Origin of the sequence: Arthrobacter sp. 2MCAF15 (assembly GCF_052115605.1) — a bacterium.
Classification (GTDB): Bacteria; Actinomycetota; Actinomycetes; order Actinomycetales; family Micrococcaceae; genus Arthrobacter.
Map to the genome: position 1 here is coordinate 471,488 of NZ_JBFRGZ010000003.1, position 23,260 is coordinate 494,747.

At 67.2% G+C, this 23,260-nt stretch carries 24 protein-coding genes and 1 pseudogene; 10 read left to right on the forward strand and 15 right to left on the reverse strand.

Annotation, left to right across the window (positions count from 1 at the left end):
- Nucleotides 1-71 precede the first annotated feature (71 nt).
- Nucleotides 72-854 carry a glucosamine-6-phosphate deaminase gene (locus tag AB4089_RS05830; protein ID WP_441408334.1) on the reverse strand — a complete coding sequence of 261 codons (783 nt, stop codon included), beginning with the start codon at nucleotides 852-854 and terminating at the stop codon, nucleotides 72-74.
- A gap of 61 nt (nucleotides 855-915) precedes the next feature.
- On the reverse strand, nucleotides 916-1,647 hold the full coding sequence (locus AB4089_RS05835; RefSeq protein ID WP_441408335.1) for a FadR/GntR family transcriptional regulator: 732 nt from the start codon (nucleotides 1,645-1,647) through the stop codon (nucleotides 916-918).
- Between the two features lie 185 nt (nucleotides 1,648-1,832).
- Between AB4089_RS05835 and AB4089_RS05840 the strand changes: the two genes are divergently transcribed.
- Together AB4089_RS05840 and AB4089_RS05845 are read left to right on the forward strand one after the other, a co-directional pair.
- Nucleotides 1,833-2,858 carry an acetylxylan esterase gene (locus AB4089_RS05840; RefSeq protein ID WP_441408336.1) on the forward strand — a complete coding sequence of 342 codons (1,026 nt, stop codon included), beginning with the start codon at nucleotides 1,833-1,835 and terminating at the stop codon, nucleotides 2,856-2,858.
- 119 nt (nucleotides 2,859-2,977) lie between these two features.
- Nucleotides 2,978-3,571 (forward strand): NADPH-dependent FMN reductase, encoded by a 594-nt coding sequence (locus tag AB4089_RS05845; protein WP_441408337.1) that lies wholly within the window; start codon nucleotides 2,978-2,980, stop codon nucleotides 3,569-3,571.
- Here AB4089_RS05845 and AB4089_RS05850 read toward each other — a convergent pair.
- The gene (locus AB4089_RS05850) at nucleotides 3,568-4,470 is read right to left on the reverse strand and encodes a GAF domain-containing protein (protein ID WP_441408338.1); all 903 of its coding nucleotides are present in this window, start codon (nucleotides 4,468-4,470) and stop codon (nucleotides 3,568-3,570) included. The two genes, AB4089_RS05845 and AB4089_RS05850, sit on opposite strands and share 4 nt — an antisense overlap.
- Before the next feature lie 437 nt (nucleotides 4,471-4,907).
- Between AB4089_RS05850 and AB4089_RS05855 the strand changes: the two genes are divergently transcribed.
- Nucleotides 4,908-5,369 (forward strand): hypothetical protein, encoded by a 462-nt coding sequence (locus tag AB4089_RS05855; protein ID WP_441408339.1) that lies wholly within the window; start codon nucleotides 4,908-4,910, stop codon nucleotides 5,367-5,369.
- 66 nt (nucleotides 5,370-5,435) lie between these two features.
- Here the strand turns inward: AB4089_RS05855 and AB4089_RS05860 are convergent, their stop codons facing one another.
- From AB4089_RS05860 to AB4089_RS05875, 4 genes are all read right to left on the reverse strand, one after another.
- Complete coding sequence (locus AB4089_RS05860; RefSeq protein WP_441408375.1) at nucleotides 5,436-6,662, reverse strand: MFS transporter; 1,227 nt, start codon at nucleotides 6,660-6,662, stop codon at nucleotides 5,436-5,438.
- A 155-nt stretch (nucleotides 6,663-6,817) separates the two neighbouring features.
- A complete protein-coding gene (locus AB4089_RS05865; RefSeq protein WP_441408340.1) occupies nucleotides 6,818-7,582 on the reverse strand; it encodes an SDR family NAD(P)-dependent oxidoreductase in 765 nt (254 codons plus the stop codon).
- A gap of 200 nt (nucleotides 7,583-7,782) precedes the next feature.
- Nucleotides 7,783-8,706, reverse strand: a complete 924-nt coding sequence (locus AB4089_RS05870) for an SDR family oxidoreductase (RefSeq protein WP_441408341.1) — start codon at nucleotides 8,704-8,706, stop codon at nucleotides 7,783-7,785.
- Nucleotides 8,699-9,682, reverse strand: coding sequence for a helix-turn-helix transcriptional regulator (locus AB4089_RS05875; protein ID WP_441408342.1), 984 nt, complete (start codon nucleotides 9,680-9,682; stop codon nucleotides 8,699-8,701). Before AB4089_RS05875 ends, AB4089_RS05870 begins: the two co-directional genes overlap by 8 nt.
- Nucleotides 9,683-9,914: 232 nt before the next feature.
- Here AB4089_RS05875 and AB4089_RS05880 point away from each other — a divergent pair, with 232 nt between their 5' ends.
- Both AB4089_RS05880 and AB4089_RS05885 read left to right on the forward strand, forming a co-directional pair.
- A complete protein-coding gene (locus AB4089_RS05880) occupies nucleotides 9,915-10,385 on the forward strand; it encodes a DUF4383 domain-containing protein (RefSeq protein ID WP_441408343.1) in 471 nt (156 codons plus the stop codon).
- A gap of 344 nt (nucleotides 10,386-10,729) precedes the next feature.
- A complete protein-coding gene (locus tag AB4089_RS05885) occupies nucleotides 10,730-12,961 on the forward strand; it encodes a putative bifunctional diguanylate cyclase/phosphodiesterase (protein ID WP_441408344.1) in 2,232 nt (743 codons plus the stop codon).
- 73 nt (nucleotides 12,962-13,034) lie between these two features.
- On the opposite strand, the gene AB4089_RS05890 is transcribed toward AB4089_RS05885, so the two are convergent.
- Nucleotides 13,035-14,516, reverse strand: coding sequence for an MFS transporter (locus AB4089_RS05890; RefSeq protein ID WP_441408345.1), 1,482 nt, complete (start codon nucleotides 14,514-14,516; stop codon nucleotides 13,035-13,037).
- Nucleotides 14,517-14,600: 84 nt separating this feature from the next.
- On the opposite strand from AB4089_RS05890, the gene AB4089_RS05895 reads away from it, so the two are divergent.
- Nucleotides 14,601-14,978, forward strand: coding sequence for a MarR family winged helix-turn-helix transcriptional regulator (locus AB4089_RS05895; RefSeq protein ID WP_441408346.1), 378 nt, complete (start codon nucleotides 14,601-14,603; stop codon nucleotides 14,976-14,978).
- Nucleotides 14,979-15,054: 76 nt separating this feature from the next.
- Here AB4089_RS05895 and AB4089_RS05900 read toward each other — a convergent pair whose 3' ends face one another.
- Both AB4089_RS05900 and AB4089_RS05905 read right to left on the reverse strand, forming a co-directional pair.
- The gene (locus AB4089_RS05900) at nucleotides 15,055-15,810 is read right to left on the reverse strand and encodes a phosphotransferase (RefSeq protein WP_441408347.1); all 756 of its coding nucleotides are present in this window, start codon (nucleotides 15,808-15,810) and stop codon (nucleotides 15,055-15,057) included.
- A gap of 9 nt (nucleotides 15,811-15,819) precedes the next feature.
- Entirely contained in the window at nucleotides 15,820-16,476 is a 657-nt protein-coding gene (locus tag AB4089_RS05905; RefSeq protein ID WP_441408348.1) for a DUF998 domain-containing protein, read from the reverse strand.
- Nucleotides 16,477-16,533: 57 nt separating this feature from the next.
- Between AB4089_RS05905 and AB4089_RS05910 the strand changes: the two genes are divergently transcribed.
- Nucleotides 16,534-17,346: an alpha/beta fold hydrolase gene (locus tag AB4089_RS05910; protein ID WP_441408349.1), complete on the forward strand. Its 813-nt coding sequence runs from the start codon at nucleotides 16,534-16,536 to the stop codon at nucleotides 17,344-17,346.
- 24 nt (nucleotides 17,347-17,370) lie between these two features.
- Here the strand turns inward: AB4089_RS05910 and AB4089_RS05915 are convergent, their stop codons facing one another.
- A complete protein-coding gene (locus AB4089_RS05915; protein ID WP_441408350.1) occupies nucleotides 17,371-18,198 on the reverse strand; it encodes a VOC family protein in 828 nt (275 codons plus the stop codon).
- Between the two features lie 230 nt (nucleotides 18,199-18,428).
- Between AB4089_RS05915 and AB4089_RS05920 the strand changes: the two genes are divergently transcribed.
- Nucleotides 18,429-18,938 (forward strand): hypothetical protein, encoded by a 510-nt coding sequence (locus AB4089_RS05920; protein WP_441408351.1) that lies wholly within the window; start codon nucleotides 18,429-18,431, stop codon nucleotides 18,936-18,938.
- Nucleotides 18,939-19,093: 155 nt separating this feature from the next.
- Here the strand turns inward: AB4089_RS05920 and AB4089_RS05925 are convergent, their stop codons facing one another.
- From AB4089_RS05925 to ykgO, 4 genes are all read right to left on the reverse strand, one after another.
- Entirely contained in the window at nucleotides 19,094-19,876 is a 783-nt protein-coding gene (locus tag AB4089_RS05925; RefSeq protein WP_441408352.1) for a YcnI family copper-binding membrane protein, read from the reverse strand.
- 126 nt (nucleotides 19,877-20,002) lie between these two features.
- Entirely contained in the window at nucleotides 20,003-20,647 is a 645-nt protein-coding gene (locus AB4089_RS05930) for a hypothetical protein (protein WP_441408353.1), read from the reverse strand.
- 91 nt (nucleotides 20,648-20,738) lie between these two features.
- Entirely contained in the window at nucleotides 20,739-21,284 is a 546-nt protein-coding gene (locus tag AB4089_RS05935) for a copper resistance CopC family protein (protein ID WP_441408354.1), read from the reverse strand.
- Between the two features lie 254 nt (nucleotides 21,285-21,538).
- Nucleotides 21,539-21,661: a type B 50S ribosomal protein L36 gene (ykgO, locus tag AB4089_RS05940; RefSeq protein ID WP_011693081.1), complete on the reverse strand. Its 123-nt coding sequence runs from the start codon at nucleotides 21,659-21,661 to the stop codon at nucleotides 21,539-21,541.
- Between the two features lie 234 nt (nucleotides 21,662-21,895).
- Here ykgO and AB4089_RS05945 point away from each other — a divergent pair, with 234 nt between their 5' ends.
- Together AB4089_RS05945 and AB4089_RS05950 are read left to right on the forward strand one after the other, a co-directional pair.
- On the forward strand, nucleotides 21,896-22,828 hold the full coding sequence (locus tag AB4089_RS05945) for an ABC transporter ATP-binding protein (RefSeq protein WP_441408355.1): 933 nt from the start codon (nucleotides 21,896-21,898) through the stop codon (nucleotides 22,826-22,828).
- A 5-nt stretch (nucleotides 22,829-22,833) separates the two neighbouring features.
- Nucleotides 22,834-23,260, forward strand: a pseudogene (locus tag AB4089_RS05950) (ABC transporter permease); the annotation flags it as partial.

The following is a 23,260-nucleotide window of genomic DNA, read 5'->3' on the forward strand; positions in this document are numbered from 1 at the left end:
AGCACCGGTCAGGGCCGGTCAGGGCTGGTCAGGGCCGGTCAGGGCCGGTCAGGGCCGGTCAGGGCACGGGTTCAGCCGGCGGCTGCTCCGGCACGCACTTTGACTGCTCCGGTCCCGTGGACTGATCCTGCCGGGAGGGCTGCGAGCCGGGCGGCAGCAGCCTCGTCCGCGACCACCGTCACGTGCCCGTGCAGCTGCAGTACCGAAGCAGGGCACGCCGGCGAAACGGGTCCGGCAAGCGCTTCGCGGAGGATCTCGGCCTTGTCCGCCCCGTTGACCACCAGCAGCAGTTGCCGCGCTTCAAGGATGGTTCCCAGGCCCTGGGTGATGCACCGCTCGGGGACCTCTTCGCCGCTGTCGAAATAGCGGGAGTTCGCCTGCCGGGTACGCTCTGTGAGCACCTCAACCCGGGTACGGGAATCAAGCGGTGAGCCGGGTTCGTTGAAGGCCAGGTGCCCGTTGTGCCCGATCCCGAGGATCTGCACGTCGATCCCGCCCGCCCGCGCAATCGCCTGGTCGTAGTCCCGCGCCGCCGCTTCGGGATTTTCCGAGCCGCCGTCGGGAATGAAGACGTTGGCCGGGTCTAGGAGCAGCCGTTCCGTCACTTCCCTCCGCACTACCTCCGCGTAGCTCTGCGGATGGCCGGCCGGCAGCCCCACGTACTCATCCAGGGCGAATCCGCGAATACCGGACATGTCCAGCCGGTGGCCGGCGAGGGCCTCGTACACCGGCAGCGGTGAGCCGCCGGTGGCCAGGCCCAGGACGGCGTCGGGCCTGTTGCGGACGACGGCGGCCAGGATTCCGGCGGCGACGGCCCCGGTTCCTTCAGCGTTGGGTACTACAAAAATTTCCATCACGGGAGGCGCTTTCTGTGGGTCTGGCGTGGTGCGTGGCGGCTCGCCCGCGGCGGCCTGCCTAGCGGGCGGCGACGTCCTTGAGTTTTTGGCGGATGCCGTCGAAGTGGCGCTGCAGGCGTTCGGAGGCCAGCGTCTTGTCCTTGTCCGCAACGGCCTCATAAATTTCCCGGTGGACACGGGCCAGTTCCGGCAGGTCCACCGGACCCGTTCCAAGGGCCTGGTGGATCTGCCGGTAGACCTTCCAGAAGACATCCATGAGATCGATCAGCAGCTCGTTATTCAGGGGTGCATAGAGTCCACGGTGGAATTCCGCGTCCAGTTCGGCAAAGGCCTGCCCGGCGTCCCCGGCTGTTTCCATCTGTTCCAGGGTGCTGCGGAGATCACTGAGGTGCTCCTCTGTCATGAGGTCGATGGCAGATCCAATCAGGCCGGATTCCAGCGCCTGCCGCACGTCAATGAGCTCCATCGCTTCCTCACCCCGGTGCCGGAGGGACAGCCGTCCCCGGAAGGCCAAGCCGTCGGTCAGCGCGCTGAAGTTGTTGGGGGCGACAAACATGCCGAAGCCGTGGCGGATCTCGATCACGCCGAGCGCCTGGAGGACCTTCAAGGACTCCCGCACAGTGTTGCGCCCGACGCCGAGCACGGCAGAAAGTTCAGTCTCGGTGGGCATGGCGTCACCGACGTCCAGACCCTGTTCCAGGATGAGGTCCATGATGCGCGTTTGCAGCACATGGGACCTGATTTGAGCGCTGAAACGGGCCGGCGACACAACGCGGGATTCTATGCTCATGACTCTCTCCTTCTGGCCGCAGCCGGACATGGCCACTCCTGATTCAAGCGTACAGGAGATGGGATGTCCAATGTCTGGGTTTCTTGTTGCGCGTCGGCGAGAATTTTCCCGGTGGTGCTCGGCTGATTCGAATATCGGACGTAGGATCACCTACTGACAGCCCGCCTCACTCCCCCGGAGACCTCATGCCCCTCTTTGACCTGACGCTGGATCAGCTGCGCACGTACACCTCGGCCGCCGTCGAACCCGAAGACTTCGACGAGTTCTGGGACCGGACCCTTGCCGAAGCCCGGGACTTCCCGCTGGACGATGTCTACGCACCGGTGGAGAACCACCTCAGCGTCATTGACAGTTTCGATGTCTCGTTCGCGGGATTCGGCGGAGCCCGGATCAAGGGCTGGCTGCACCTGCCGGCGAACCGGATCACCGGCCACCCTTTGCCCGTGGTGGTGCAGTTCGCCGGCTATTCCGGCGGCCGCGGCCTGGTCCAGCAGGACACGAGGTGGGCGCAGGCGGGGTACGCGCACTTCATCATGGACACCCGCGGCCAGGGCTACGGCGGCAGCCTCGGAGAAACCGCGGATCCGCACCCGTCGGCCGGCGACGTTGCCTACGCCGGGCTGATGACGCGCGGGATTTCCGCCCGGGAGGACTACTACTACCGCCGCGTCTTCGTTGACGCCTTCCGGGCCATCGAGGCCGCGCAGGCTCATCCCGAGGTGGATGCCACCAAGGTGATCCTGTCGGGCGTGAGCCAGGGCGGCGGCCTGGCCATCGCGGCCGCCGGACTGGCGGCCGCGCGCCTGGACGGCATCTTGTGTACCCTGGCGGACGTGCCTTTCCTGCAGGACTTCGCCCGTGCCATCGACATCACCCCGCGCGGCCCTTACCCGGAAATCGCAGCCTTCCTGGGCCGCCACCGCGACCGCTACGAGCCCGCCCTTGCCGTGCTGAACTACTTCGACGGCGTGCACCTGGGCCGGCGCGCCACGGCGCCGGCGCTGTTCTCGGTGGCGCAGATGGACGATGTCTGCCCGCCGTCCACCGTCTTCGCCGCCTTCAACGCCTATGGCACGGGAGCCGGCGCGGCAGCCCCGCAGGCTGTCCCGGCGAAAGCCATGGAGGTCTACCGTTTCAACAACCATGAAGGCGGGCAGGAACATCACTGGGTGAAGCAGCTTCGCTACGTGGCGGACCGACTGGGCCGCTGAGGGCCGGTTCAGACGGGGCCTACTGAGTCAGGGCCGGGGGCCGCGGGTGCGGAAGTTTCGGGGCGTCCGGATTGTTGTTCTGATTGTAGGCAGATACACCATCCGGAAGGGAGTCCGCCATGATCCGCATTGCAATCGTGCTCGGGAGCACCCGGCCCGGACGCCTCGGAAAGCCGGTCGCCGACTGGGTCAAGTCACGGGCGTCAGAGCGCGGCGATGCCACCTTTGACGTCCTCGACGTCGCCGATTTCGACCTGCCGCTGCTCGACGAGCCGCTGCCGCCATCCCTGGGCCGGTACAGCCTCGGGCACACGAAGGCCTGGTCCGAGGCTGTCGACGGATTCGATGGCTACATCTTCGTCACCGGCGAGTACAACCACTCGATCCCCGGGGCGCTGAAAAACGCCGTGGACTACCTCTACAAGGAGTGGAACAACAAGGCCGCCGGGTTTGTCAGCTATGGCAGCAGCGGCGGGATCCGCGCCGTCGAGCACTTCCGCGGAGTTGCCGCAGAACTGCAGATGGCAGATGTCCGGGCGCAGGTCGCCCTGCCTTTGGCCACGGAATTCGTGCACTACCGCGCCTTCGTCCCGACTGAGTCCGCGGAGCAGAAACTGCAGATCCTGTTTGACCAGGTGGTTGCGTGGGCCGGCGCCCTGAAGACCCTCCGCCCGGACCACGCCCACCGGACAGACGACGCCAGCGCCGCCTAGGCCGGGGTTTCCGTCCTCCGCCGCCGTCGACGGGCAGGAGGTGCGTCCCCGGCGTGTGGCGCCGGGGCATAGGGGCCGGGCGGGGGCTCTCTCGGGCCTTGGACCGAATCCGGCACGAGCACATGGACCGTGCCGCCGCCGGGTTCCCGCGTGGCGCGGCCGGTTTCCCGCGTCACGCCAACCGCTTCCCGGGTAGCGCCGACTGTCCCGCGGGAGCCTCCGGACGCTTCGCCTGTGGCGCCGCCCGCGACGCTTCGGAGATAGTCGAGGGCTCCCTCTTCAGTAAATCCATACTCCCGCACGAGCGTCCGCATCGCCAGGCCGGCCAGCGCCCGGGAGAGTTGGGCCGAGGAGAGATCGGCACCGCTTCCGGACCTCAGGGCCAACTGCTGGACCAGAAGCAGTGCGCGGGACACGTGCCGGGCCAGTCGAGCCGCTGCCGTGATGTCTGCGCTGGTGAACAGATGCGGCCACGGCGCATACAGATTCACGGAAGCCTGGAAGACCGCTTCGGGGACCAGCGGCACAGACAGGACCGACCGGACACCGAAAGCCGCGGCGGCGCTGGCATACCCGGGCCATCGGCGCTCGAGGGAAGTGTCGCCCACGGAGACAAATTCACCGCCGCGGACAGCCGTGCGGGCCGGGCCGTCGTCGAAGGAGCGCTGCGCCTCGTCCGCGGCCCGCGCCGGTGCGCTGCCGGCCGTAAGGGTGAGGGCCTCCCCGGACCCGAGCAGAGTGATGGCCCAGCTGATCCCGCGGGCGGGACCGTCGATGTCGTGGACGAACTCACCCACGGCGGCGCTGAGGAAGGCACCGATATCCGGGTCGTTGAAGTGCAGCTCCCAGAAGGAGTCATGCCGATCCGGCCGGCCCTCTCCTGCAGTTCCTTGGGTCATGTTCCACGCTCGAGATCAAAGCACGCAGCTCACTGCTGAACCGATGAAAACAGCATACGTCCGGGCGGAAATCGCGGCACCACTCATCTTGCCGGGAACGCTGCGGCGCCCGCGGAGCCTGGCTCAACCCCCGCGGTTCCGCAGCGGCCCAGGGAAGTTCCAACGAACCGCCCTGGACCGCCCGCCCCGGCTCCAACACCAGTCGCGGAGGACCCGTCCGCCGTGGCAAACCTATTAATACCCGCGTTCGCCCGGACCCAAAAGAGACCTTTGGCCCCTGCCGCCCGGTGCGGCGCGTCCACCCATTTCAGACCTCAATTCACCCTGTCATTTCACCCCCGGCGGATGAGGCCCCGCGACCGCGCCAGGGCACAGGATGGAAATGCTCTCCGGTGCTCGGATGCTCGGGGGCCAGCCCAGCTGGAGAGGAACTTCCAATGTCCAGACCGCATGCAATACTCGTCGGAACAATCGCGCTTGGCGCCGCCGTCGCACTGCTCACGGGCTGCAGCCCCGCAAACCCGCCGGCTGGCACGTCCAGCCCCACTTCGGCCGTGTCGAGCCCGCCCGCGAGTGTCTCGCAGCTCTGCGCCGCCGTGGATGCCCATGCCGCGGCCCTGGCAAATTTCAAGAACACGCTGAAGCCTGACGCCACGGTCGATCAGGTCCGCGCGGCACAAGAGCAAGTCGCGAAGACCTACGCGGATCTCGAAAAGGAGACCGCGAACCTCGCGCAACAACGGGCGGATGCCGTCAAGGCCGCCGAGGCCAAGTTCAATGCCGCCGTCGCGGCCGTACCTGACAACGCCACCTTGACCCAGGCAGCCGATTCCCTCCGGGACGAAGCCTCCAACGTCGAGGCCGCGATCCGCGACGTCCGCGCCGAGGTCAAGTGCTAGGGCCCTAGTCCCGACCCCATGTGCCGGCGCGCTGGCCTGTCCCGGTCCGGCGCCGATTCACCGGGTTTATGAAGGACGGTCCGCGGCCCTCAGCTCGCGGGGACCGGCGGGGTAGCCGCCGCGCCGGCTGGCCAGGATGATCACGAGGGCCGCCGCCGTCGGGACCGCCGCGGCCAGCGGCACGAACTGGGCACCGACGGTGGTCAGGGCCAGGGCGCCGTACCCGGCGCCGACGGCGATGCCCAGCTGAATCGTCACGACCGTCAGGCCGTTGGCCGCGTCTTTGTGCTCCCCACCGGCCCGGAGGATCGCTGCCTGGTTGTAGATGCCGATGGCCCCGAATGCGGCTCCCCACAGCGTCACCAGCGCGAGTTCGCCCGCCCAACTGCCGCCCAGCACGGGCAAAAGGCCGAAGGCGCCGACGAGCAGGGCAACCGCGCACAGCAGGGAGCGCCGCGGACGGGAATCCGCCGTCAGACCCGCGATCCAGATGCCCACCAGGCTGGCGACCCCCACCACGGAGAGGGAAATTCCCGTGAAGGCACCCGGCAGGCCAATGCTTTGGAGGAACGGGGCAATGTATGTGAACAGCGTGAAGTGTCCCAGGAGCAGGAGCGGCCAGGCGGTGGCCACGGCTACCACGCCCGGCAACTTGAGGGCTCCGCGAAGCGAGGGCGTGACATTCCCGCCGCTCTCCGGAGCGGCCGGAAGCAACCACATCGCCAGCAACGCGAGGATAGCCCCGACCCCTGCCAGGACAAGGAACGAGTCACGCCAGGTCAGCACTGTGCCCATTGCCGTGCCGATCGGGGCACCGACGGCCAGGGCGATGCTGTTGCCGCTGAAGACGATGGCCATTGCCTTGCCGACCGAGTGCGCCGGAACGATCCGCGCCACATACGGGGCCATGTTTGACCACAGCATCCCGTGGGCCACGCCGCCGAGAAGCCGCGCGGCAATGGCCAGGCCCAGGACCGGGCTGCAGGCCAGCAGCACGTTGCTGACGGCGAACGTGAGCACGGTAGCGATCAGCAGGGTTTTGCGGGGAACCCGGCCGCCAAGCAGCCTGGACAGGGGAAGTGCGGTGAACACGATGACGGCGGCGTAGGCGGCCGTCAGGGAGCCCACGGCTGATTCCTCCACGCCCAGGTCGCGGCTGATCTGCGGCAGCAAACCGGACGGCAGGAGCTCGGTGGTGACGGCGGTGAAGCCCGCCGCGGCGAGGATCAGGAGGGCTCCCCGCGGGAACTTCGGCGACTGCGGCGATGCGGACTGCGTCGATACGGTCGGCATCGATGCGGTCTGTACCGCTGCGGACTGCGGCGATGCGGCAGCCGGTGTCTCGGCAATGGAAGGATCTGGCGTCAAGGGGGCGTCCTCATCATTCGTGTCCGGGTGGGTTCGGCCGGTGGGGCGGCGGGCTTAGGACAGGGGTCGGTTCGCGGCCGTCAGGCCTGGTCGGTGGGCATGATCCACAGCTCGGCGACAGAGGCGTGGCGTGGCCTGGTGACCATATAGGCGACGCCGTCGGCGATGTCCCCGGGTGCGAGCACTTCGGTCTGTTCATAGAAGGGGTCGATCATTTCGCCCCGGATATCGGGGGTGTTGTGGGAACCGAGCTCGGTGTCGACGCCGCCGGGTTCCAGGACGCCGACGCGCACGTGCCGCTGGGTGACTTCCTGACGGAGGGCTTCGGTGAATCCGTTGACGCCGAACTTGGTGAGGTTGTAAACACCGTAGCCGTTCCAGGCCACGCGGCCGGCGATCGAGCTGATGTTTACGATATCGGCGACTCGGCGCGGGCTGCCCCCGGCGGCCTTGAGCAGGTGCGGCAGAGCGGCGTGCGTGGTGTGGAGCAGGCCCTGGACGTTGATGGCGATCATTCGGTCCCACTCTTCGGGGTCGGCGCCAACCACCGGGCCAAGCAGCATCAGCCCGGCGTTGTTGACCAGGATGTCCAGTTGTCCGAAGCGTTCAACAGTCTGGTCGACGACGGACTGCGCCTGGGCGCGGTCGGTGATGTCGGCCTCGATGACCAGTGCGGTGCCGCCAACCGTTGCGATCTCGGCGGCGAGGGTTTCCAGGCGGGCGCGGCGGCGGGCCACGAGCGCCACAGAGGCGCCGAGGCCGGCAAGCTGGCGGGCAGTGGCCGCGCCGATGCCGCTGCTCGCCCCGGTAACGAGGGCGACGGTCCCGTTCAGTGGTGGTGTCATGAGTGTTTTTTCCTCAAAACGATGGGCCGGTTGTGGGCCGGGGCAAGTCCTCGGCGTCCGGCTTAGCTGTCGTGGCGGACTTAGTGGTGGCGGACTTAGTGGTGGCGGACTTAGTGGTGGCGGACTTGGTGGTGGCGGACTTGGTGGTGGGGTTTGATGGACGACGGCGGGATCTCCCGCCGTCGTCCGTTTGCGTTACGTCAGGCGTCGTCGTGGGCGAGGTTGCTGGAGAGTTCGCGATGGGCGTTTGCCTGGTCCCGGAGTTCCTTGGCCCGGGTCTCGAAGACCCCGACGGCGTCGGAGCCGGCGGCAAAGCGCAGCGGCGGCTCGTCCAGTTCGGCCAGGTGGATCAGGGCATCGGCGAGCTTGGCCGGGTCCCCGCCCTGCTGTCCGTCCATGCTTTGCCAGGCCGCGACGGTCTGTTCCGTGCGCTCGGCGTAGTCCTCGATTGTGGATTCGGCGTAGCGCGTGGATTCCGGTGTGAGCAGCTCGGTGCGGAAGAACCCCGGCTCCACGAGCATGGTGCGGATGCCGAACGGGGCGACTTCGGGGGCCAGGGACTCCGCCCACCCCTCGACGCCGAACTTCGACGCGGCATAGGCAGATAAGAACTCCCCTCCCGCGATGCCGGCGGTCGAGGAGATCGTGACCACCAGCCCCGAGCGCTGGGCACGCAGGACCGGCAGGGCCGCGCGGGTGACATTCATGGGCCCGAACATGGTGGTTTCGATCTGTGACCGGAAGTCCTCCGGAGTGATTTCTTCGAAGAACCCGGCGTAGAAATTGCCGGCGTTGTTGACGAGGACGTCAATCCGGCCGAACCGGTCGACGGCGGCCTGCACGGCCGCTTCCGCCGCCGAAGGGTCGGTGACGTCGAGTTGCACGGCCAGCAGGTTCTCGTTCTCGCCCACGGCCTGAGCGACCTTCTCCGGGTTGCGGCCGGTGGCAACCACTGCGTGGCCGGCGGCCAGGGCCGCCTTCGCAATGTCAGTCCCCATGCCGCGGCCGGCGCCGGTGATGAACCAGACCTTCTTCCCTTGCACCGATTCGTGCTGGTCGGAGTCGTGCTGTTCAGAGTCGTGCTGTTCCGAGTCGTGCCGTTCAGATTCGTGCTGTTCAGTCATGTGTTGGTTCTGTCTTTCCTGGGTTACGTGTTCCCGGTCGCGCGTGGGGGCGCATCCCCGGGACTGTGGATCCGCCGGCAGGGCCGCCGGCGGTCGTAGTTTCGGGAGGCGATGCCGCCCAGCTGGCGAGGAACGCCAGCGCGTTTTCGGACGCAGAGCCGGGCTCCGCGGTGAAGGTGGACAGGGTCTGTCCCTCGTCACCGGGAAGGTCGAGCGTCTCGTACTGCAGGGACAGGTCGCCCGCGACGGGGTGGTGGAAGCGTTTGGTCCCTGCGGTGTGGATGCGTACGTCATGCCCGGCCCACAGCGCGGAGAACAGGCCGCTGCGGGTGGTCAGCTCCCCGACCAGCTCGTTCAGCGCCCTGTCGTGCGGGTTCCGTCCGGCTTCGGAACGAAGCATCGCCACTGTGGTGGCCGCGATCGCCCGCCAATCCGGGTAGAGGTCTGCCGCGCCCGGATCGAGGAAAAGGTAGCGCGCCTGGTTCGGCAGCCGCCCTGGCGTGTCCGGCCCAGGCTGTGCGGCGAAGCTGAACACGGGCGCGTACAGCGCGCGGCCCAGTAGGTTGGCTGCCAGCACGTCCGAACGGCCGTTCTGCACGAGCGCGACCACTACGGTCATGCCGTCCAACAGACGCAGCACCCCGGGACGGACCCGCTGCTGCGGCGGCCGCCCCGGCACCCGACGCGACGGTATGTTGGCCGTCCGTGCCAGATCCATCAGGTGCGCCCGCTCGGCCTCGTCAAGCTGAAGTGCGGTGGCGACGGCCTCGAGCACCGCGTCCGAGACCCCGCGCAAGCTGCCCCGCTCCAGCCGCGTGTAGTAGTCCGTGCTCACCCCGGCGAGCTGCGCCACTTCCTCACGGCGCAGGCCCGGCACACGGCGCAGCTCCCCGTAAGTGGGTATACCGGCCTGCTCAGGGCTGATCTTCGCGCGTCGCGAGATCAGGAACTCTCGAATTTCTGCTTTTCCGTCCACACCCTTCACGCTACGCAGGCAAAGACGCCGGTGGCAGTGTCTATCAGACACCCCCAAACCACGTGAATTCTCGCCCGCCGGCTGCCGCGGACAGGGCAGTTGGTGCACAGGTTCCCTGCTCACTGACGAGCATCAGGAGTAAAATGTGGGCGTCGGGAGGGTTCCTGCGACTCCCTGCCGAGTGGCCGGTTTTCCACCCGAAGAGCCGGTATTCTGCGTGAAAGGGAAGGCCATGACTACCGCTTCACACCCAGCCCAGCACCACGCGATGGGGCTGACGCTTCACAACACCACCCTGGCAATTGGCGGGGTTTTCCTTCTGGTTGGAATTCTCGGGTTCATTCCGGGCATCACTACAAATTACGTGGCAATGGGTTTCGCGGGACCCGAGTCAGGGGCATTGCTGCTTGGCGTTTTCCAGGTGTCCGTGCTCCACAACATCGTCCACATGCTGTTCGGCGTGGCAGGCATTCTGATGGCCCGCACAGACCGGTTGGCCCGGGTTTTCCTGCTCGGTGGCGGCATCGTGTACCTCGTGCTCTGGATCTACGGCCTGATAATCGGCATGAACACCAGCGCCAATTTTGTCCCGTTTAACTCTGCCGACAACTGGCTCCATCTTTTGCTCGGCGCCGCCATGATCGGCTTGGGCGTCTGGCTAGGCCGGGACGTCAAAGCCGAGGCTGGGGCAAGCACCTCCTAGCGTCTACCCCAGGTTCGTAGAGCGGACGCCGTCGGCTGCGCCGGCGGCGCCGCCATGTCCTGTGTCAGCGGCATTGCCAGTTCCTGCGCCCGGCCAGCAGGCTGACGGCTCCGCGCGTCGTTACCTTGTGACTGTGACCTGCGCCTTCACTAATGCATAGTGGACAGTGCAATCGATGGTCTCCAGTTGCACTCCATCGGTTCCTGTCCTCGAACAGCGGAGGCAGGGCAGGAACGAGATGGGGATCCATGGTTACCGAAGAGCCCGCTGGCCGACCTTCCATCCCGGGAGCCCCCGGGATTGACGGGCGTCTCTCCCGGTTGTTGAGCTTTGGACTCCTTACAGTGGCCGCGGCCTATTCGGCCGGTCTTGCCTTCCGCTCCAGTGGGGATTTCAGCCCGCTGGTGGACGGATTCCTTGACCTGCTTACAGTCTGGGTGCCCGCCGTCGTCGGTTGGCTGATGGTGCACCGCACCAGGCGCAGGCGGCCAGAGATCATCCTCGCCGCGGGCGCGCTGTCCTTCCAGGCCGCCGGGGAAACCTATTACGTGGTGAAATCAGCCGCCGGCGAGGACGTTCCGTTGCCCTCGCCGGCCGACGTTGGCTACTTGGGCTTCTACCTGTTGATGCTGGCCACCCTGGCCGTGGTCATCCGCCGCCGCCTGCCCGACATGACCTGGGCGGTGGTCCTCGACAGTGCCGTCGGAGCCCTCGGGGCAGCCGCCATGCTCGCTGTCGTCCTGGACCCCATCCTGAGCTCGGTCCTCGACGGTCCGCATTCCGTGGCCATGGCTCTGGGTGCCGCCTATCCCCTGTTGGACCTCCTGCTGGTGGCTGCAGTGATTGGGATCGCAGCCAGCACGGGACACAGCGTTGGCCGCGGATGGGGCCTTCTGGTCCTGGGGCTTCTCATGTTCACCGGCGCCGACATCGGCTACGCCCTGCTGGAGCTGAACGGTGTCTACGTCGTCGGAACGCCCCTGGACGCCGCCTGGGCGCTGGGCATCGCCCTGATCGGGATCTGGGTTGTCACGCAGGCCCGCAACGACGCGTCCGGCAACGAATCACGGCCCGTTCCGTCCCAGGCCGTTCCTGCCCTGGCTACGGTCGCCAGTTTGGTGGTCCTGATATTGGGAACGCAGGTGCGCGTGGCCATGCTCGCCGTTGTCCTGGCGAGCCTGACCCTGGCACTGGCGGCGCTGCCGCTGGTATTTCGGCAGCGGATCCGGCTGGCCGATATGCAGCGCCAGGCGAGGACTGATGAGCTGACCGGGCTCCCGAACCGGCGGGCCCTCTACACCGACGTGCCGAGGCGTCTTGCCTCAAACGGCCGGCGGCACAGTGCGGTGCTGCTGCTGGACCTCAACAAGTTCAAGGAGATTAACGACAGCCTCGGCCACGATGTGGGCGACGCCCTCCTGATCCAGGTCGCGGCGCGCCTGTCCGGTCAGCTGCGGCCCACGGACCTGCTGGCCCGAATGGGCGGCGACGAATTCGTCGCGCACATCGATAACTGCGGAGTCGAGGAGGCGCAGGCCGTGGCCCTGAAGTTGAGGGCTGCGCTGGCCGAACCCTATGATCTGGGCGGCGTCACCGTCCACGTGAACGCCAGCATCGGAATCTCCTGCTGCCCGGACCAGGGGCAGGACCTGACCATGCTGCTGCGCCGGGCAGACATGGCGATGTACACGGCAAAATCGACGCACGGCGGCCAATGCGTCTACGACGGCGGGGAGGTCATCTCCGGTACCACCCAGTCCCACCCCGTCCAGATGCTGAACCAGGCCCTGCGCAAGGACCAACTGCTCCTGCACTTCCAGCCAAAGATCGATCTGGGCACGGGCGACGTCCGGGGCGTGGAGGCCCTGGTCCGCTGGCAACATCCGGACCTGGGGCTCCTGCAGCCCGACGACTTCCTGAAAAGGTTCGAGGAAGCCGGGCTCATGCCGGACCTGACGGGCATCGTCCTGGGCAAGGCACTGGACCAGGCAGCCGCCTGGGCAGAGACGGGCCGGCCGCTGTCCGTCGCGGTGAACCTCTCCGCGCCCTCAATCATCGATTCCGGCCTGCCGGACCAAATCGGCGCCATGGCCGCGGAACGCGGACTCTCACCCTCCGTCCTCGTACTGGAGATCACCGAGGACGTCCTGGTGGGTGACCGCGACCGGGCCTGCGAGGTGCTGACGGCGCTGCGCGGCATGGGTGTCCGGATCGCCGTCGACGATTTCGGCAAGGGATACAGCTCGCTGTCCTACCTGCGCGAACTGCCCATCGACGAGCTCAAACTCGACAAGTCCTTCATCCTGTCCATGACCGATGACTCCCGCGCCACGGCCCTGGTGGTTTCGACGATCGATCTGGCCCACAGCCTGGGGCTGGACATGACGGCCGAAGGCGTGGAAAGCGAGGACGCTTTCCGTGCCCTCAGCGACTACGGCTGCGACGTGGCCCAAGGCTTCTTCATGTCCAGGCCGGTCCCCGCCGCAGAACTGGACGCCTGGCTCGCGGTCCGCCGCCATCACCCGCCCCGGACGGGCCTGTTTTCGATTCTCTACCCCGGCTCGTCGGCCACCTAGGCACGCCCTCACCCCGGCCGGCGGGAGCGCCGAATGCTCCCGCCACGGGATCCGTATTCACCCGTGATCAGTCTCAGGCCGTTTGGAGCTCTGCTTCCGCCCGCTTCCGGCTGCGGGTGGGCATCGCGGCGACGATCAGGGCCGCAACCGCCACGGCTGCGCTCAGGATCAGGCCGGGCCGGTACTGTTCCAGCATGGCCGCCGCATTGGCGCCGCCGTCGGACGCACCGCCGTGACCGCTGACCATGGCTGTGGTGACGGCGAGAACCAGCGCTGCCCCCACCTGGGTGCTGGTCTGGATCAGGCCGGCCGCCAGGCCTTGTTCAGAGTTCCGGATGCCCGCGGTGGCCTGCACGTTGATGGACGGGAAGGCCAGGGCAAAGCCGACACCCAGTAGCAGAACGGAGGGCAGAATGTCCGTAACGTAGTTCGGCGAGGTGCCCACCCGCAGGAACAGCACGTAGCCGAGCGCCAGCGAGGCCAACCCGGTCAGGATCAGCCGCGGGGCGCCAAACTTGTCGATAAGCCGGTCCGCGAAAGGCGCGCTCGAAGCCACCAGCAGGCCCGTGGGAAGCAGCGCGAGGGCCATGCCAAGGGGACTCCATCCCAGCACGGACTGCAGGTAAAGCGTGAGGATGAACTGGAAGCTCAGGTATGAGCCGAAAAGCCCGACGGCGCTGAGGTTCGCCCGCGCCACCCAGCCTTCCCTGAGGATGCTGAACCTGATCAAGGGATGCCTGACTCGGTTCTCGATCACCGCGAAGGCTGCCAGCACCACTGCAGAGGCCACGAATCCGGCGATAGTTGCCACAGATCCCCAGCCGTTTCCGGGTGCCGAAACGAGCGTGTAGACGAGCCCCAGCATGCCTGCCGCGAGTGTCACGGCGCCCCAAACGTCGTGCCCGCTGTCCTGCTCTTTGCCTTGTTCCTTGCCTGCGGCGCCGTCCCGGGGGATGAACTTGAGGCCAAGAAGCACGACGGCGACTGCCACCGGCACGGAGACCAGGAAGGTCCAGCGCCAACTCATGGCCGTCATGAGGCCTCCGACGACCAGGCCGAGTGAGAAGCCGCTTGCGCCGAAGGTGGTGAAGATGGAGACGGCGCGGTTTCGTTCGCGCCCTTCCGCGAAGTTGGTGGTGATGATGGAGAAGCCGGCGGGAGCTGTGAACGCGGCGGCCAGCCCCTTGACGAACCGGGTAGCGATCAGCAGGGCCGGGTCATCCACCAGCCCGCCGAGCAGGGACGCGGCGGCGAAGACGCTCAGTGCGATCAGGAAGATGCGCCGCCGGCCGAGGAGGTCCGCCATCCGGCCGCCCAGCAGGAGCAGACTTCCGTAACCGAGCACATAGGCGGAGACGATCCACTGGAGGGATTCGGTTCCCAGGTGGAGTTCGGTGCCGATCGAGGGCAGGGCCACGCCGACCATGGAAACGTCCAGCGCGTCGAGCGCCAGCACGGTGCACAGGACCATGAGAAGCATCCACTGCGCACGGGTCCAGCGGACCGGGTCAAGCCGTTCGCCGGCGGATCTTTCGAGGGTGGAAGTTGAGGTCATGACACCAACTTATATGACGCGTCATTGAATGACAAGGAATATTATGACGTGGACTTTTAATGCGGCATCAACTAGAATCGCTGCATGGCAACAGCGCAGGACCGACAGCTGGTTGAGCAGTGGCGCAACATCCAGAGCACCTACTTCCGTACCGCCGGCGCGATCGACCGTGCCCTGGAAGCGCGGTTCAGCATCGGCCTGACGGAGTTTGAAATCCTGGATCTCGTGGCCGAAAGCGCGGATGCCGCGTGCCGGATGAAGCAGCTTGGCGAGCGGACGCCCATGACCCAAAGCGCCATGTCCAAGGTGGTGGACCGGCTCGACAAGGCCGGACTCATTTCCCGCCACTCCTGCGCAGATGATCGCCGCTCGCTCTTCCTGGAACTCACCGACGCCGGCCGCGCACTCCACCGGGAAGCCGCCATCGAACACCGCGCCCTGCTCAAGGAAAACCTGGCCTGACCGTTGCGCCGTCGCTTGAGGCGGCGACACAATCAGGCGGGCGCCGACGCGGCGAGGGCCGCGGCCTTCCCGATTCTTATTCCTGCGCGAGGGCTTGTTCCCAGGCCGCTAGATTCCGTACGACGTATTGAGCCGCGGCGCGCCAGTGCTCGCCGTGTCCGTTGGCATACATGTCGGCCCACGGCTGGAACCCGGTCTCGTTCGAGGACATCAGGAGACTGAACATCGCCTCGGTCCGTCTCGCCATGGCGGCCGGCAGCGCCTTGCGCAGTGCGTCGTCAGCTTCGTAACCGTCAACCACGGCACGCAATCTCAAGGCGGCGTCGTCCACCGGCTGCCCTTCAAACAGTAGGCCGAAGGACTGCGCGGCGTACGCCAGATCCCACAATCGCGTACTGGGGCCGGCACCATCCCAATCGATGAATACCCAGCGCTCTCCCATGATGAGGTTCCACGGGGCGAGGTCGTTATGGCACATCAGGTCCGGATTCTCTGCCGGCAGCAGCATCTTTGCGTCGCCCGGATTCGGGATCACTACCGATTCGCTGGCATCGTGGATTTGCCGAATCATCCGGCCCACCCGCAGCAAATCCGCCAGCCCGAGCGGCAGCCGGTCCATCGCCAGTGCGCCCTCAACATATTCGACCACGCATCGGCCGTCGTCATCCCGGCCCAGGGGCTGCGGAACATCCACCCCGGCGGACCGGAGGGCACCTAGATAGCCCTGCACCGCGGAGGAGTTTTCCAACCACGGCTTTCGGACGGTGCCGCCAATGCGCACAACACTTTCCGACGCATTGCCACCTGTCAGTTCCTGCTCGTCGTCGGCCATCCCATCACGCTACTGGGTGCGCAGCCGGGAGGCGACCGCGAAAATCCAGGCCATGAAAGCAATCAGGATGACCCGTTGCACCAGGCCCTTCCAGTCGAACAGCACGCCCCCGGGCTGCTGGCTGAACTTGAGCACGCCAATTCCGAGGGTCAGGATGATGCCGGCGGCCAGGGTCCACGCGGCCAGTGGGCGCCAGGGCCGGTCGCTACGGAAGCGCCGGTAGAAAACGAAGCAACTTACGGGCGCGAGCGTGAAGAAGATCGCCCCGAAGATTCCATGCACCACACCATGCGCACTGGCCTGGTCGAACATCGCCGACGGATCGGTGGCGAACAGTCCGGACACCATCAGGCTGACCCCCATGCACTGCACAAGCACCGGCCCGGCCCGGGAAGCCGCCCCGGTAGTGAAGTGCACCGCGAGGCCGCGACCGAAGACAACCATCAAGGCACCGGTCAGGACGAAGTTGAGCATCTGGACCCAGCCGTAGGGGCCAAGGGACAGCTCGCTGACGAACATGCTCGTCGGGGAGTAACCCGGGCACAGCCACCCGTAGACGGTGAAAACGGTGACAAAAAGGACTGGGCACACCATGCCCGCCACGGCGGCCAGTTCCACGCGCCGACGTCCAGCGGCAGCGCGGCCGGGGACAGAACTCGAAGTCACAACCTGAAGCCTAGTGCGTCAAAGCCTCGTCGTCCGGTTGCGATCTACACTGTCTGGATGGAGGCCACGGTCAGCGGAGTCCCTGTGCATTACGCCGAGCACGGCAGCGGCACACCGGTTCTCGCTCTGCACGGCGCCGGTGTGGATCATCGCGAGATCGCGGGCGCCCTTGAACCGATCTTCGCCAACGTTTCCGGCTTCAGGCGCCTCTATCCGGACCTGCCGGGGATGGGCCGCACCCCGGCGCCCGGGACGATCGCGAGCAATGATGACGTCCTGGACCTTCTGCTCGGCGTGATCGACGCGACCATCGGGGATGAACCGATGCTCGTCTTGGGCCATTCGTACGGCGGGTATCTTGCCCGTGCGGTAGCCAATCTTAGACCTGAGCAGGTTGTTGGGCTGGCACTAATCTGCCCGGTTGGCGCGCATACCCGGAACGTGCCTGAGCATGAGGTCCTTGTTTCGTCGGCCGGTCTGACCGCCGGGCTGGAGCCGGAGCCCGAGGCTTCCTACCGGAGCTACTTCGTTGTGCAGACACCTGAAACGCTAGGCCGGTTCCAGGAGGTTGTGTCACCTGCAGCGTCACTGGTTGACGAGCCGGGCCTGATGCGAATCTTTTCGCAGTGGGAATTGCGGGACCGCCCGGAGTCTGCGCAGACGTATCCTCATCCCGTGTTGATTCTGGCGGGGCGACAGGATGCCACGGCCGGGTTCACAGGTTCGTGGGAGTTGATCGAGCACTACCCCCGCGCCACCTTTGCTGTGCTCGATCGTGCCGGCCACGCCCTGCTGCACGAGCAACCCACCCTCACGCACGCCCTGGTGGTCGAATGGCTCGCCCGGGTGCGTGAGCACTCCGCGACATGACGTAGCCGTCCTTCGAAGGGCCGTTCACCCCGACGGCGGCGTGAACTGGCTCGCCGTAAACTCGGCTCCCTGCGGGTCCCGGATCAGTACCGTGCGCGTCCATTCGGTGTCGCCTTGGCTTAGGACTTGGGCGCCGAGCCGCCGCGCATCAGCCGCCGTCTGGTCCCGGTCGGCAACCGTGAACGAGACGTGCCAGCGCGGCAGTTTGTCGGGGGCGGTGGTCGCGATCCAGGCGATCGCGTCCTCGAAGCCAGGTGGGGCGGCCACCCCAGACTGCCTCGCCCTGATGCCCGGATCGACTGTCGCCTCAAGGTGATCACCATAACCGGGCCTGCGGATCATCATCGCAAAGCCGAGGTCGTCGACCTGCCAGCCGAACGCGTCCTCGTAGAACGCAATGGCTGCGCTTGGGTTGGGCGTGTGAAGGTCGCTGAAATTCCAGGCGCCGGGCTGATTGGCCACTTGTGCCCCCAAGCGTCGCCTGGCCTGCCAGATGCGGAACTCGGCTCCCTCCGGATCGGCCAGCGCCGCGCTGCGTCCGCCTTCTCCCGCATCCGCGGGTGCCGATCGCAGCGTAGCGCCGGCGTCAACCATCCGTTGGACCGCGGCATCAGCGTTATCGACGGATACGTAGGTGCTCCATGCCGCCGGGCCCGCCTGGGTGCTGGCCATCCCGGCGACATCCTGCCCATGGAGCTTTGCAATCAAATAACGGCCCGGCGCTCCCGCCGGCATCGCGTCTTCGAACGTCCAGCCGAAGATTCCGGCGTAGAACTCGGCGGCCGCCTCGAGGTCGGGCTGCTCGGTGTCGATCCAACACGGGACGCCCTGCGGGTAGGTTCGTTGGGTCATCTCTCGCTCCCGTCCATGGAGACAGCCTAGCGAGCCGGGATCCGGCCGGGTACCCCGTCCTTGGCATACCGGTGGTCTGGGGGTTGGCTTGTGATAGCTGTTTCTTTGGGCGCGAATCCGCGGCACGATGGAGGGGAAAGGCGCACGTTCTCCCTTTCCGCTCCTGAGGGGTTGGCGATTCTTGTGGTTGACATGGAGGAATCCATCCAGGGCCGCGGCGAGGTGCCGGCATGGAAGAGCTGAGACTCGTCCGCGGGCGCGGCTTCGCGGCCTGGGAAGTGGGTCCGGTGTCGGTCGGGCTGGGTCTGGCCGCCCACCTTCTCTCGGGTGGCGGCGCCCCTCCGGTCCCAGTTCTGGTAGCCCTGATGGCGCTGCTGAGCATGTGCGCTTCATTGGCCGCCCGGGCGAGGCTCCCCGGCTGGTTGCTTGTGGTCCTCTGCGGCCTGGCCCAGCAGGTGTTGCACCTGGCGTTCGACCGGTTCACCGGGACGTTTTCCGGGACGTTGCCGCCCGGTCATCACGCAGCGGCAGCGTTGCAGCCGGGGCAGTTGACCGCCGTCCTTTCGGGCGTGCCCGGGCACGGGCACGGGCAGGAACTGATGCTGGACACCCACGTCGCCGCCGCCCTGCTGACCGCGCTCCTCGTTGCCAAGACGGACACGTCTGTTTCGAGGGCGTTGGCCCTGCTGCACCGCGCGGGCGCGGAGATGCCGCCGGCTGCGCCCCGGAACAGACGCTAGGCCGCCCGGCAACCCCCAGCCCACCCAGGAAAGTCCTGTCTTCCAAAGGCGGCGTCTTGTGCTCCGAGGCAGACGTCCCGGACAAGCGCAGCCTGTCCGGGACGTCTGTTGCCTGGCTAATCGGTGGCTACCAGGCCGGTGTGTTGCTTGCCTTGTTACTTGGCGGTTGTTTTGCCCTTGGCGGTGCGGGTGCGGGCCAGTGCGGTGACGCCGGCGGCAAGTCCGGCCAGGCCTGCGGCGAGTCCGATCCAGCCGGCGATGGAGCCGCTGTTATCGGTGGTGCTCGCCGCCGTGGCCGGAGCGGCGGCCGGGGCCGGGGACGCTGCCGGTTCCGCCACGGCCGCGGGGGACGCCGTGGCCGGGGCCGCGCCGTGGGCGGGTTCGGTGTCTGCGGCGGTGGTCACGAAGGAGGGTGCGGGGTGTTCGGGTTCGGGCTGGCCCTCGAGGGCTTTTTGGTCCCAGGCCACGACGGTGCCGTCGGTGTAGGTCTGCGTGGCGGGCAGGGTCACGGTGGTGCCGGCCTCGGGCAGGACGCCCACGGAGAGGGAGAAGGCCTGGTATTCGTTCGGGCCAATCTGGTGGGCGGCGTCGGCGGTCCAGACCACCGTTCGGGGGGCCTTGGTGACGGTCGCCCCGGCGATGGTGACCGGCGTGGGCAGCTCGGCGATGGTGATCACCGCGGTCCAGCCCTCGACCGGTTTCACCGAGACCGAGGTCAGCGGGGTCTCGGTGGGCAGGGTGACTTCGAGTTTGCTGGTCTTGGCGGTCGCGGATTCGTTCGGGACGTTGAAGGTCAGGTGGCTGTAGCCGCCGGCGGCCGGGTCATCGGAGTCGACATGGACATGCGCGGACGCGGCCGCGGCGCCGGCGGCGAGCAGCCCGGCGGTCAATGTGGCGGCAGCGGCGCCCGTGAGGGTGCGGCGAAGGGAGGGTTTCATGGCAAGAGGGCCTTTCACAAAAAATAACGGGTCATAGAGGTGCCGGCCGGCACGGATGCCGGCCCGGCGGTAAGCAGCGGTGGCCGCCCGCGCTCCCCGGTCCGTGTGTGAAAGGAAAGGGCGGTCTCAGGCGGCGGGCACCGGTGCGGGCGGTCCGCGCCTTGTCGGCAGGCGCCGGCCCGGCCGCTCCAGGGGAAGAATCAGATGCACCGTGCAGGGACCCGGGACCCGGGCCGGCACGATCGTGACGGGCGCCGGCAGGTCCACCAGGGGGCGCAGCCAGGACGCCAGCGCGGACAGGGCCCGCTCGCCGCGGGCCAGCAGCAGCGAAGTCAGAAGGGTCGCGACCGCGTGCGCGGCCACCATCGCCGCGTCCATCCCCGCACCGGGGCCGGCCATGGCCGCGTCAAAGGACGCATCAAGGGAACCGGGAGCCGCCGCCTGGCCCGCCAGTCCGGGCGCCAGGCCCGAGACCGCATGGGCATGGCCGGACATCCCCGCCGGAATCCTCACCGGTACCGCAGCGGAGAGGGCGTCGAACGACCAGTGCAGCCACAGCTGCCCCACGCCGAGCAGCCCGGCTAAAACAGGGAAGGACAACCGGAACCGGGTCAGCACCGCCACCGGCACCAGCGCCACCGCACACACCGCCGCCAGGATCCCCGGCCCCGGAAGCTGGCCCCCGCCGGCCAGGTGCCCGCCGGCCGCCAGCGCCACAATCACAGAACCGATCAACCCGGTACGGAACAACCGGAACGGAGCACGCGTCATCGAGAGCGGTCCTTTCCGGAATCCAGGGGCAGACGGGGATGCGCTACAAATTCTACGGGCCGGCCGGCGACAGGGCACCCGCGCAGGGCATTCATGACTCTGGACCGTCGGCGTCGTTCACGGACAGCCGGCGGCGGACGTGGAGCGCTGTCCCGGCCAGTCCCGCGGCCAGCACGGCACCGCCGGCGGCCAGTCCCCACAGCGGCGCACCCGTTCCCCCGGGCGTCTGAGCGGGAGCCGGCTTTGCCTGGACGGACAAGGCAGCCGGCTGGCCCGCACCGGCGGTGAAGGAAAAGGTCCCCTCGATCGGATGGGAGTCCGCGGACACGATCCGCCACGCCACCGTGTAGTGGCCGGCCGGTGCGCCGGCCTTGACGGGCTGGGAGACGTGATTGTCGACGACGGCGACCGGGCCGTCAGATTGGTTCGTGCCCGCCTCGTCCCGGATCAGGATCTGCGAGCCCAAGGCGATCGGGGTGTGCAGGAACGTCAGTCGGATGGTTGGCGGAACCGATGCGACGGTGGCTCCGGCGACCGGCTCGGTGGCCTCGAGCACGTCGTGGGCCGCTGCCGGTGAAGCGGGCGCGAGAACCGTCCCGAGGGCGGCCACGAGCGCCGCAGCGGCAGCAGACCGCATGAATGCACGTGCGAAGCCGGCGTCCACGCCAACCACCCCCTGCCCTCAACGACGTCCCTGCCCCAAGGTGGAACCAATGATGCCGGGTGACACTCTCCGGCCGAACACCCGGCACCGGTGGCCGACCACAGAGTATCCCCGCCCACCCGCAGTAAACCTTGAACCGCCTCGACGTGAATCTGGACGCCACCAGAGGGCCGGTGACGTCCAGATTTCGGGTCGGCATCCCGCCGTCGGCAACGCCGCGCCGGGAATCAGCCCTGGCGGGCCTTCATTCGCGGGTTTTTCTTGTTGATGACGAAGGTGCGCCCACGGCGGCGAACGATCTGGGCTCCCGGGATTTTCTTGAGTGCCCGCAGCGAATTCCTGACTTTCATGGGTGGCTCCTTGGTGGTGTTTGGTGTGGGTGGAATCGGCGGAAGGGGGTCGGGAAGCACGATTGTGTGAGTCCATCCGATGGCAGCAATTCTACATGAGAATCATTCTCAATTACAAGGAACCGGAGGCGCTGACTTCGGGAGACCATGAACTCCCCCTGGACCCGGGATCGCCGCTTCGGCACTGTCAGCCGGTTGCCGCCGTCCCGGCGGTGGGCCGGATACAGTGGTGCCATGAATCTGGGGGACCCGGCCGCCGAGCCGCTGGTACACATCAAAGACTTCCGGATGGACTTCGGGGACACGACGGTCATCAAAGACCTCTCCTTCGATGTCCGGGCCGGGGAAACATTCGGGTTCCTGGGCAGCAACGGATCCGGGAAAACCACCACGCTCCGGGCGCTGCTGGGCATCTACCAGCACACCGCCGGGACCCTGCACATCGGCGGCAAACCCTTCGCCCCGCAGGACGGGGCCCGCCTCGGCTATTTGCCCGAGGAACGCGGCCTGTACAAGAAAGAGTCCGTCCTGGACGTGATGGTCTACTTCGGCCGCCTCAAAGGCCTGGATAAAACCCACGCAAAAACCTGGTCCCGGGACTACCTCGAACGGGTCGACCTCGCCGACAAGGCCACCACACGGCTGGACAAGCTCTCCGGCGGCCAGCAGCAAAAAATCCAGCTCGGCGTGACCATCATGAACGACCCAGAGCTGCTGATCCTGGACGAGCCGACCAAGGGCTTCGACCCGGTCAACCGGCGCCTGCTGATGGACATCATCGAGGAACAAAAACTCGCCGGCGCGACCGTCATCATGGTCACCCACCAGATGGAAGAAGTCGAACGGCTCTGCGACCGGGTGATCCTGCTCAAAGACGGGACCTCCCGCGCCTACGGCACCGTCGCGGAAGTCCAGGAACAGTTCGGCGGAACCGTCTACCGGCTCTCCTACGCCGGGGTACTGCCGCCCTCGGCCCTGTACGACGTCGTCATCGACGCCGGCGGCGCTGCCGAACTCTCACCCCGCCCTGGCGCTGACGAGGCGGCAGTATTGCGCGAGCTCGTCGGCAACGGCGTAGCCGTCCAGTCCTTCACCACCGCGAGGACATCCCTGGACGAGGTCTTCATCAAGGTCTACGGCGAGTCCCACGACATGGCGGAGGCCTGAACCCCATGACCCAGCACACCTCAACACAGCCCACCGCTCCCGCGCCGGTACCGCCCGCGCCGCCGGCACCGGCGGGCCGCCCGTTCGCCCGGCACAACCTCGGCACGGTGGTCGGGTTCGAATTCACCCGCACCGTCAAAAAACGCCGCTTCTGGATCGCCACCCTGGCGATTCCCGTGCTGATGGCGATCGTGTTCGGCCTGGTCTACCTCAGCAACTCCTCATCCGCGGCCAGCGAGGACGCCCAGAAGACCGCGGCCATGTCCTTCACCTACACCGATGACTCCGGGCTGATCTCGGATGGCATCGCGACGGCCATGGGCGGGCGGAAAGCGGCCGACCCGCAACAGGCCCTGCAGGACGTGAAAACGGGCACGACGGATGCGTACTTCGCCTACCCCGCCGAGCCGGCCACGCAGCCGGTGAAGGTCT

What these genes read in the sequence shown, in the direction of transcription:
- AB4089_RS05855 (WP_441408339.1), top strand. Translation starts at nt 4,908, where the DNA reads ATGTCCAGACCGCATGCAATACTCGTCGGAACAATCGCGCTTGGCGCC.
- AB4089_RS05840 (WP_441408336.1), top strand. Translation starts at nt 1,833, where the DNA reads ATGCCCCTCTTTGACCTGACGCTGGATCAGCTGCGCACGTACACCTCG.
- ykgO (WP_011693081.1), bottom strand. Translation starts at nt 21,661, where the DNA reads ATGAAAGTCAGGAATTCGCTGCGGGCACTCAAGAAAATCCCGGGAGCC.
- AB4089_RS05835 (WP_441408335.1), bottom strand. Translation starts at nt 1,647, where the DNA reads ATGAGCATAGAATCCCGCGTTGTGTCGCCGGCCCGTTTCAGCGCTCAA.
- AB4089_RS05925 (WP_441408352.1), bottom strand. Translation starts at nt 19,876, where the DNA reads ATGAAACCCTCCCTTCGCCGCACCCTCACGGGCGCCGCTGCCGCCACA.
- AB4089_RS05850 (WP_441408338.1), bottom strand. Translation starts at nt 4,470, where the DNA reads ATGACCCAAGGAACTGCAGGAGAGGGCCGGCCGGATCGGCATGACTCC.
- AB4089_RS05845 (WP_441408337.1), top strand. Translation starts at nt 2,978, where the DNA reads ATGATCCGCATTGCAATCGTGCTCGGGAGCACCCGGCCCGGACGCCTC.
- AB4089_RS05910 (WP_441408349.1), top strand. Translation starts at nt 16,534, where the DNA reads ATGGAGGCCACGGTCAGCGGAGTCCCTGTGCATTACGCCGAGCACGGC.
- AB4089_RS05900 (WP_441408347.1), bottom strand. Translation starts at nt 15,810, where the DNA reads ATGGCCGACGACGAGCAGGAACTGACAGGTGGCAATGCGTCGGAAAGT.
- AB4089_RS05865 (WP_441408340.1), bottom strand. Translation starts at nt 7,582, where the DNA reads ATGACACCACCACTGAACGGGACCGTCGCCCTCGTTACCGGGGCGAGC.
- AB4089_RS05895 (WP_441408346.1), top strand. Translation starts at nt 14,601, where the DNA reads ATGGCAACAGCGCAGGACCGACAGCTGGTTGAGCAGTGGCGCAACATC.
- AB4089_RS05915 (WP_441408350.1), bottom strand. Translation starts at nt 18,198, where the DNA reads ATGACCCAACGAACCTACCCGCAGGGCGTCCCGTGTTGGATCGACACC.
- AB4089_RS05830 (WP_441408334.1), bottom strand. Translation starts at nt 854, where the DNA reads ATGGAAATTTTTGTAGTACCCAACGCTGAAGGAACCGGGGCCGTCGCC.
- AB4089_RS05945 (WP_441408355.1), top strand. Translation starts at nt 21,896, where the DNA reads ATGAATCTGGGGGACCCGGCCGCCGAGCCGCTGGTACACATCAAAGAC.
- AB4089_RS05870 (WP_441408341.1), bottom strand. Translation starts at nt 8,706, where the DNA reads ATGACTGAACAGCACGAATCTGAACGGCACGACTCGGAACAGCACGAC.
- AB4089_RS05935 (WP_441408354.1), bottom strand. Translation starts at nt 21,284, where the DNA reads ATGCGGTCTGCTGCCGCTGCGGCGCTCGTGGCCGCCCTCGGGACGGTT.
- AB4089_RS05860 (WP_441408375.1), bottom strand. Translation starts at nt 6,662, where the DNA reads ATGCCGACCGTATCGACGCAGTCCGCATCGCCGCAGTCGCCGAAGTTC.
- AB4089_RS05920 (WP_441408351.1), top strand. Translation starts at nt 18,429, where the DNA reads ATGGAAGAGCTGAGACTCGTCCGCGGGCGCGGCTTCGCGGCCTGGGAA.
- AB4089_RS05880 (WP_441408343.1), top strand. Translation starts at nt 9,915, where the DNA reads ATGACTACCGCTTCACACCCAGCCCAGCACCACGCGATGGGGCTGACG.
- AB4089_RS05890 (WP_441408345.1), bottom strand. Translation starts at nt 14,516, where the DNA reads ATGACCTCAACTTCCACCCTCGAAAGATCCGCCGGCGAACGGCTTGAC.
- AB4089_RS05930 (WP_441408353.1), bottom strand. Translation starts at nt 20,647, where the DNA reads ATGACGCGTGCTCCGTTCCGGTTGTTCCGTACCGGGTTGATCGGTTCT.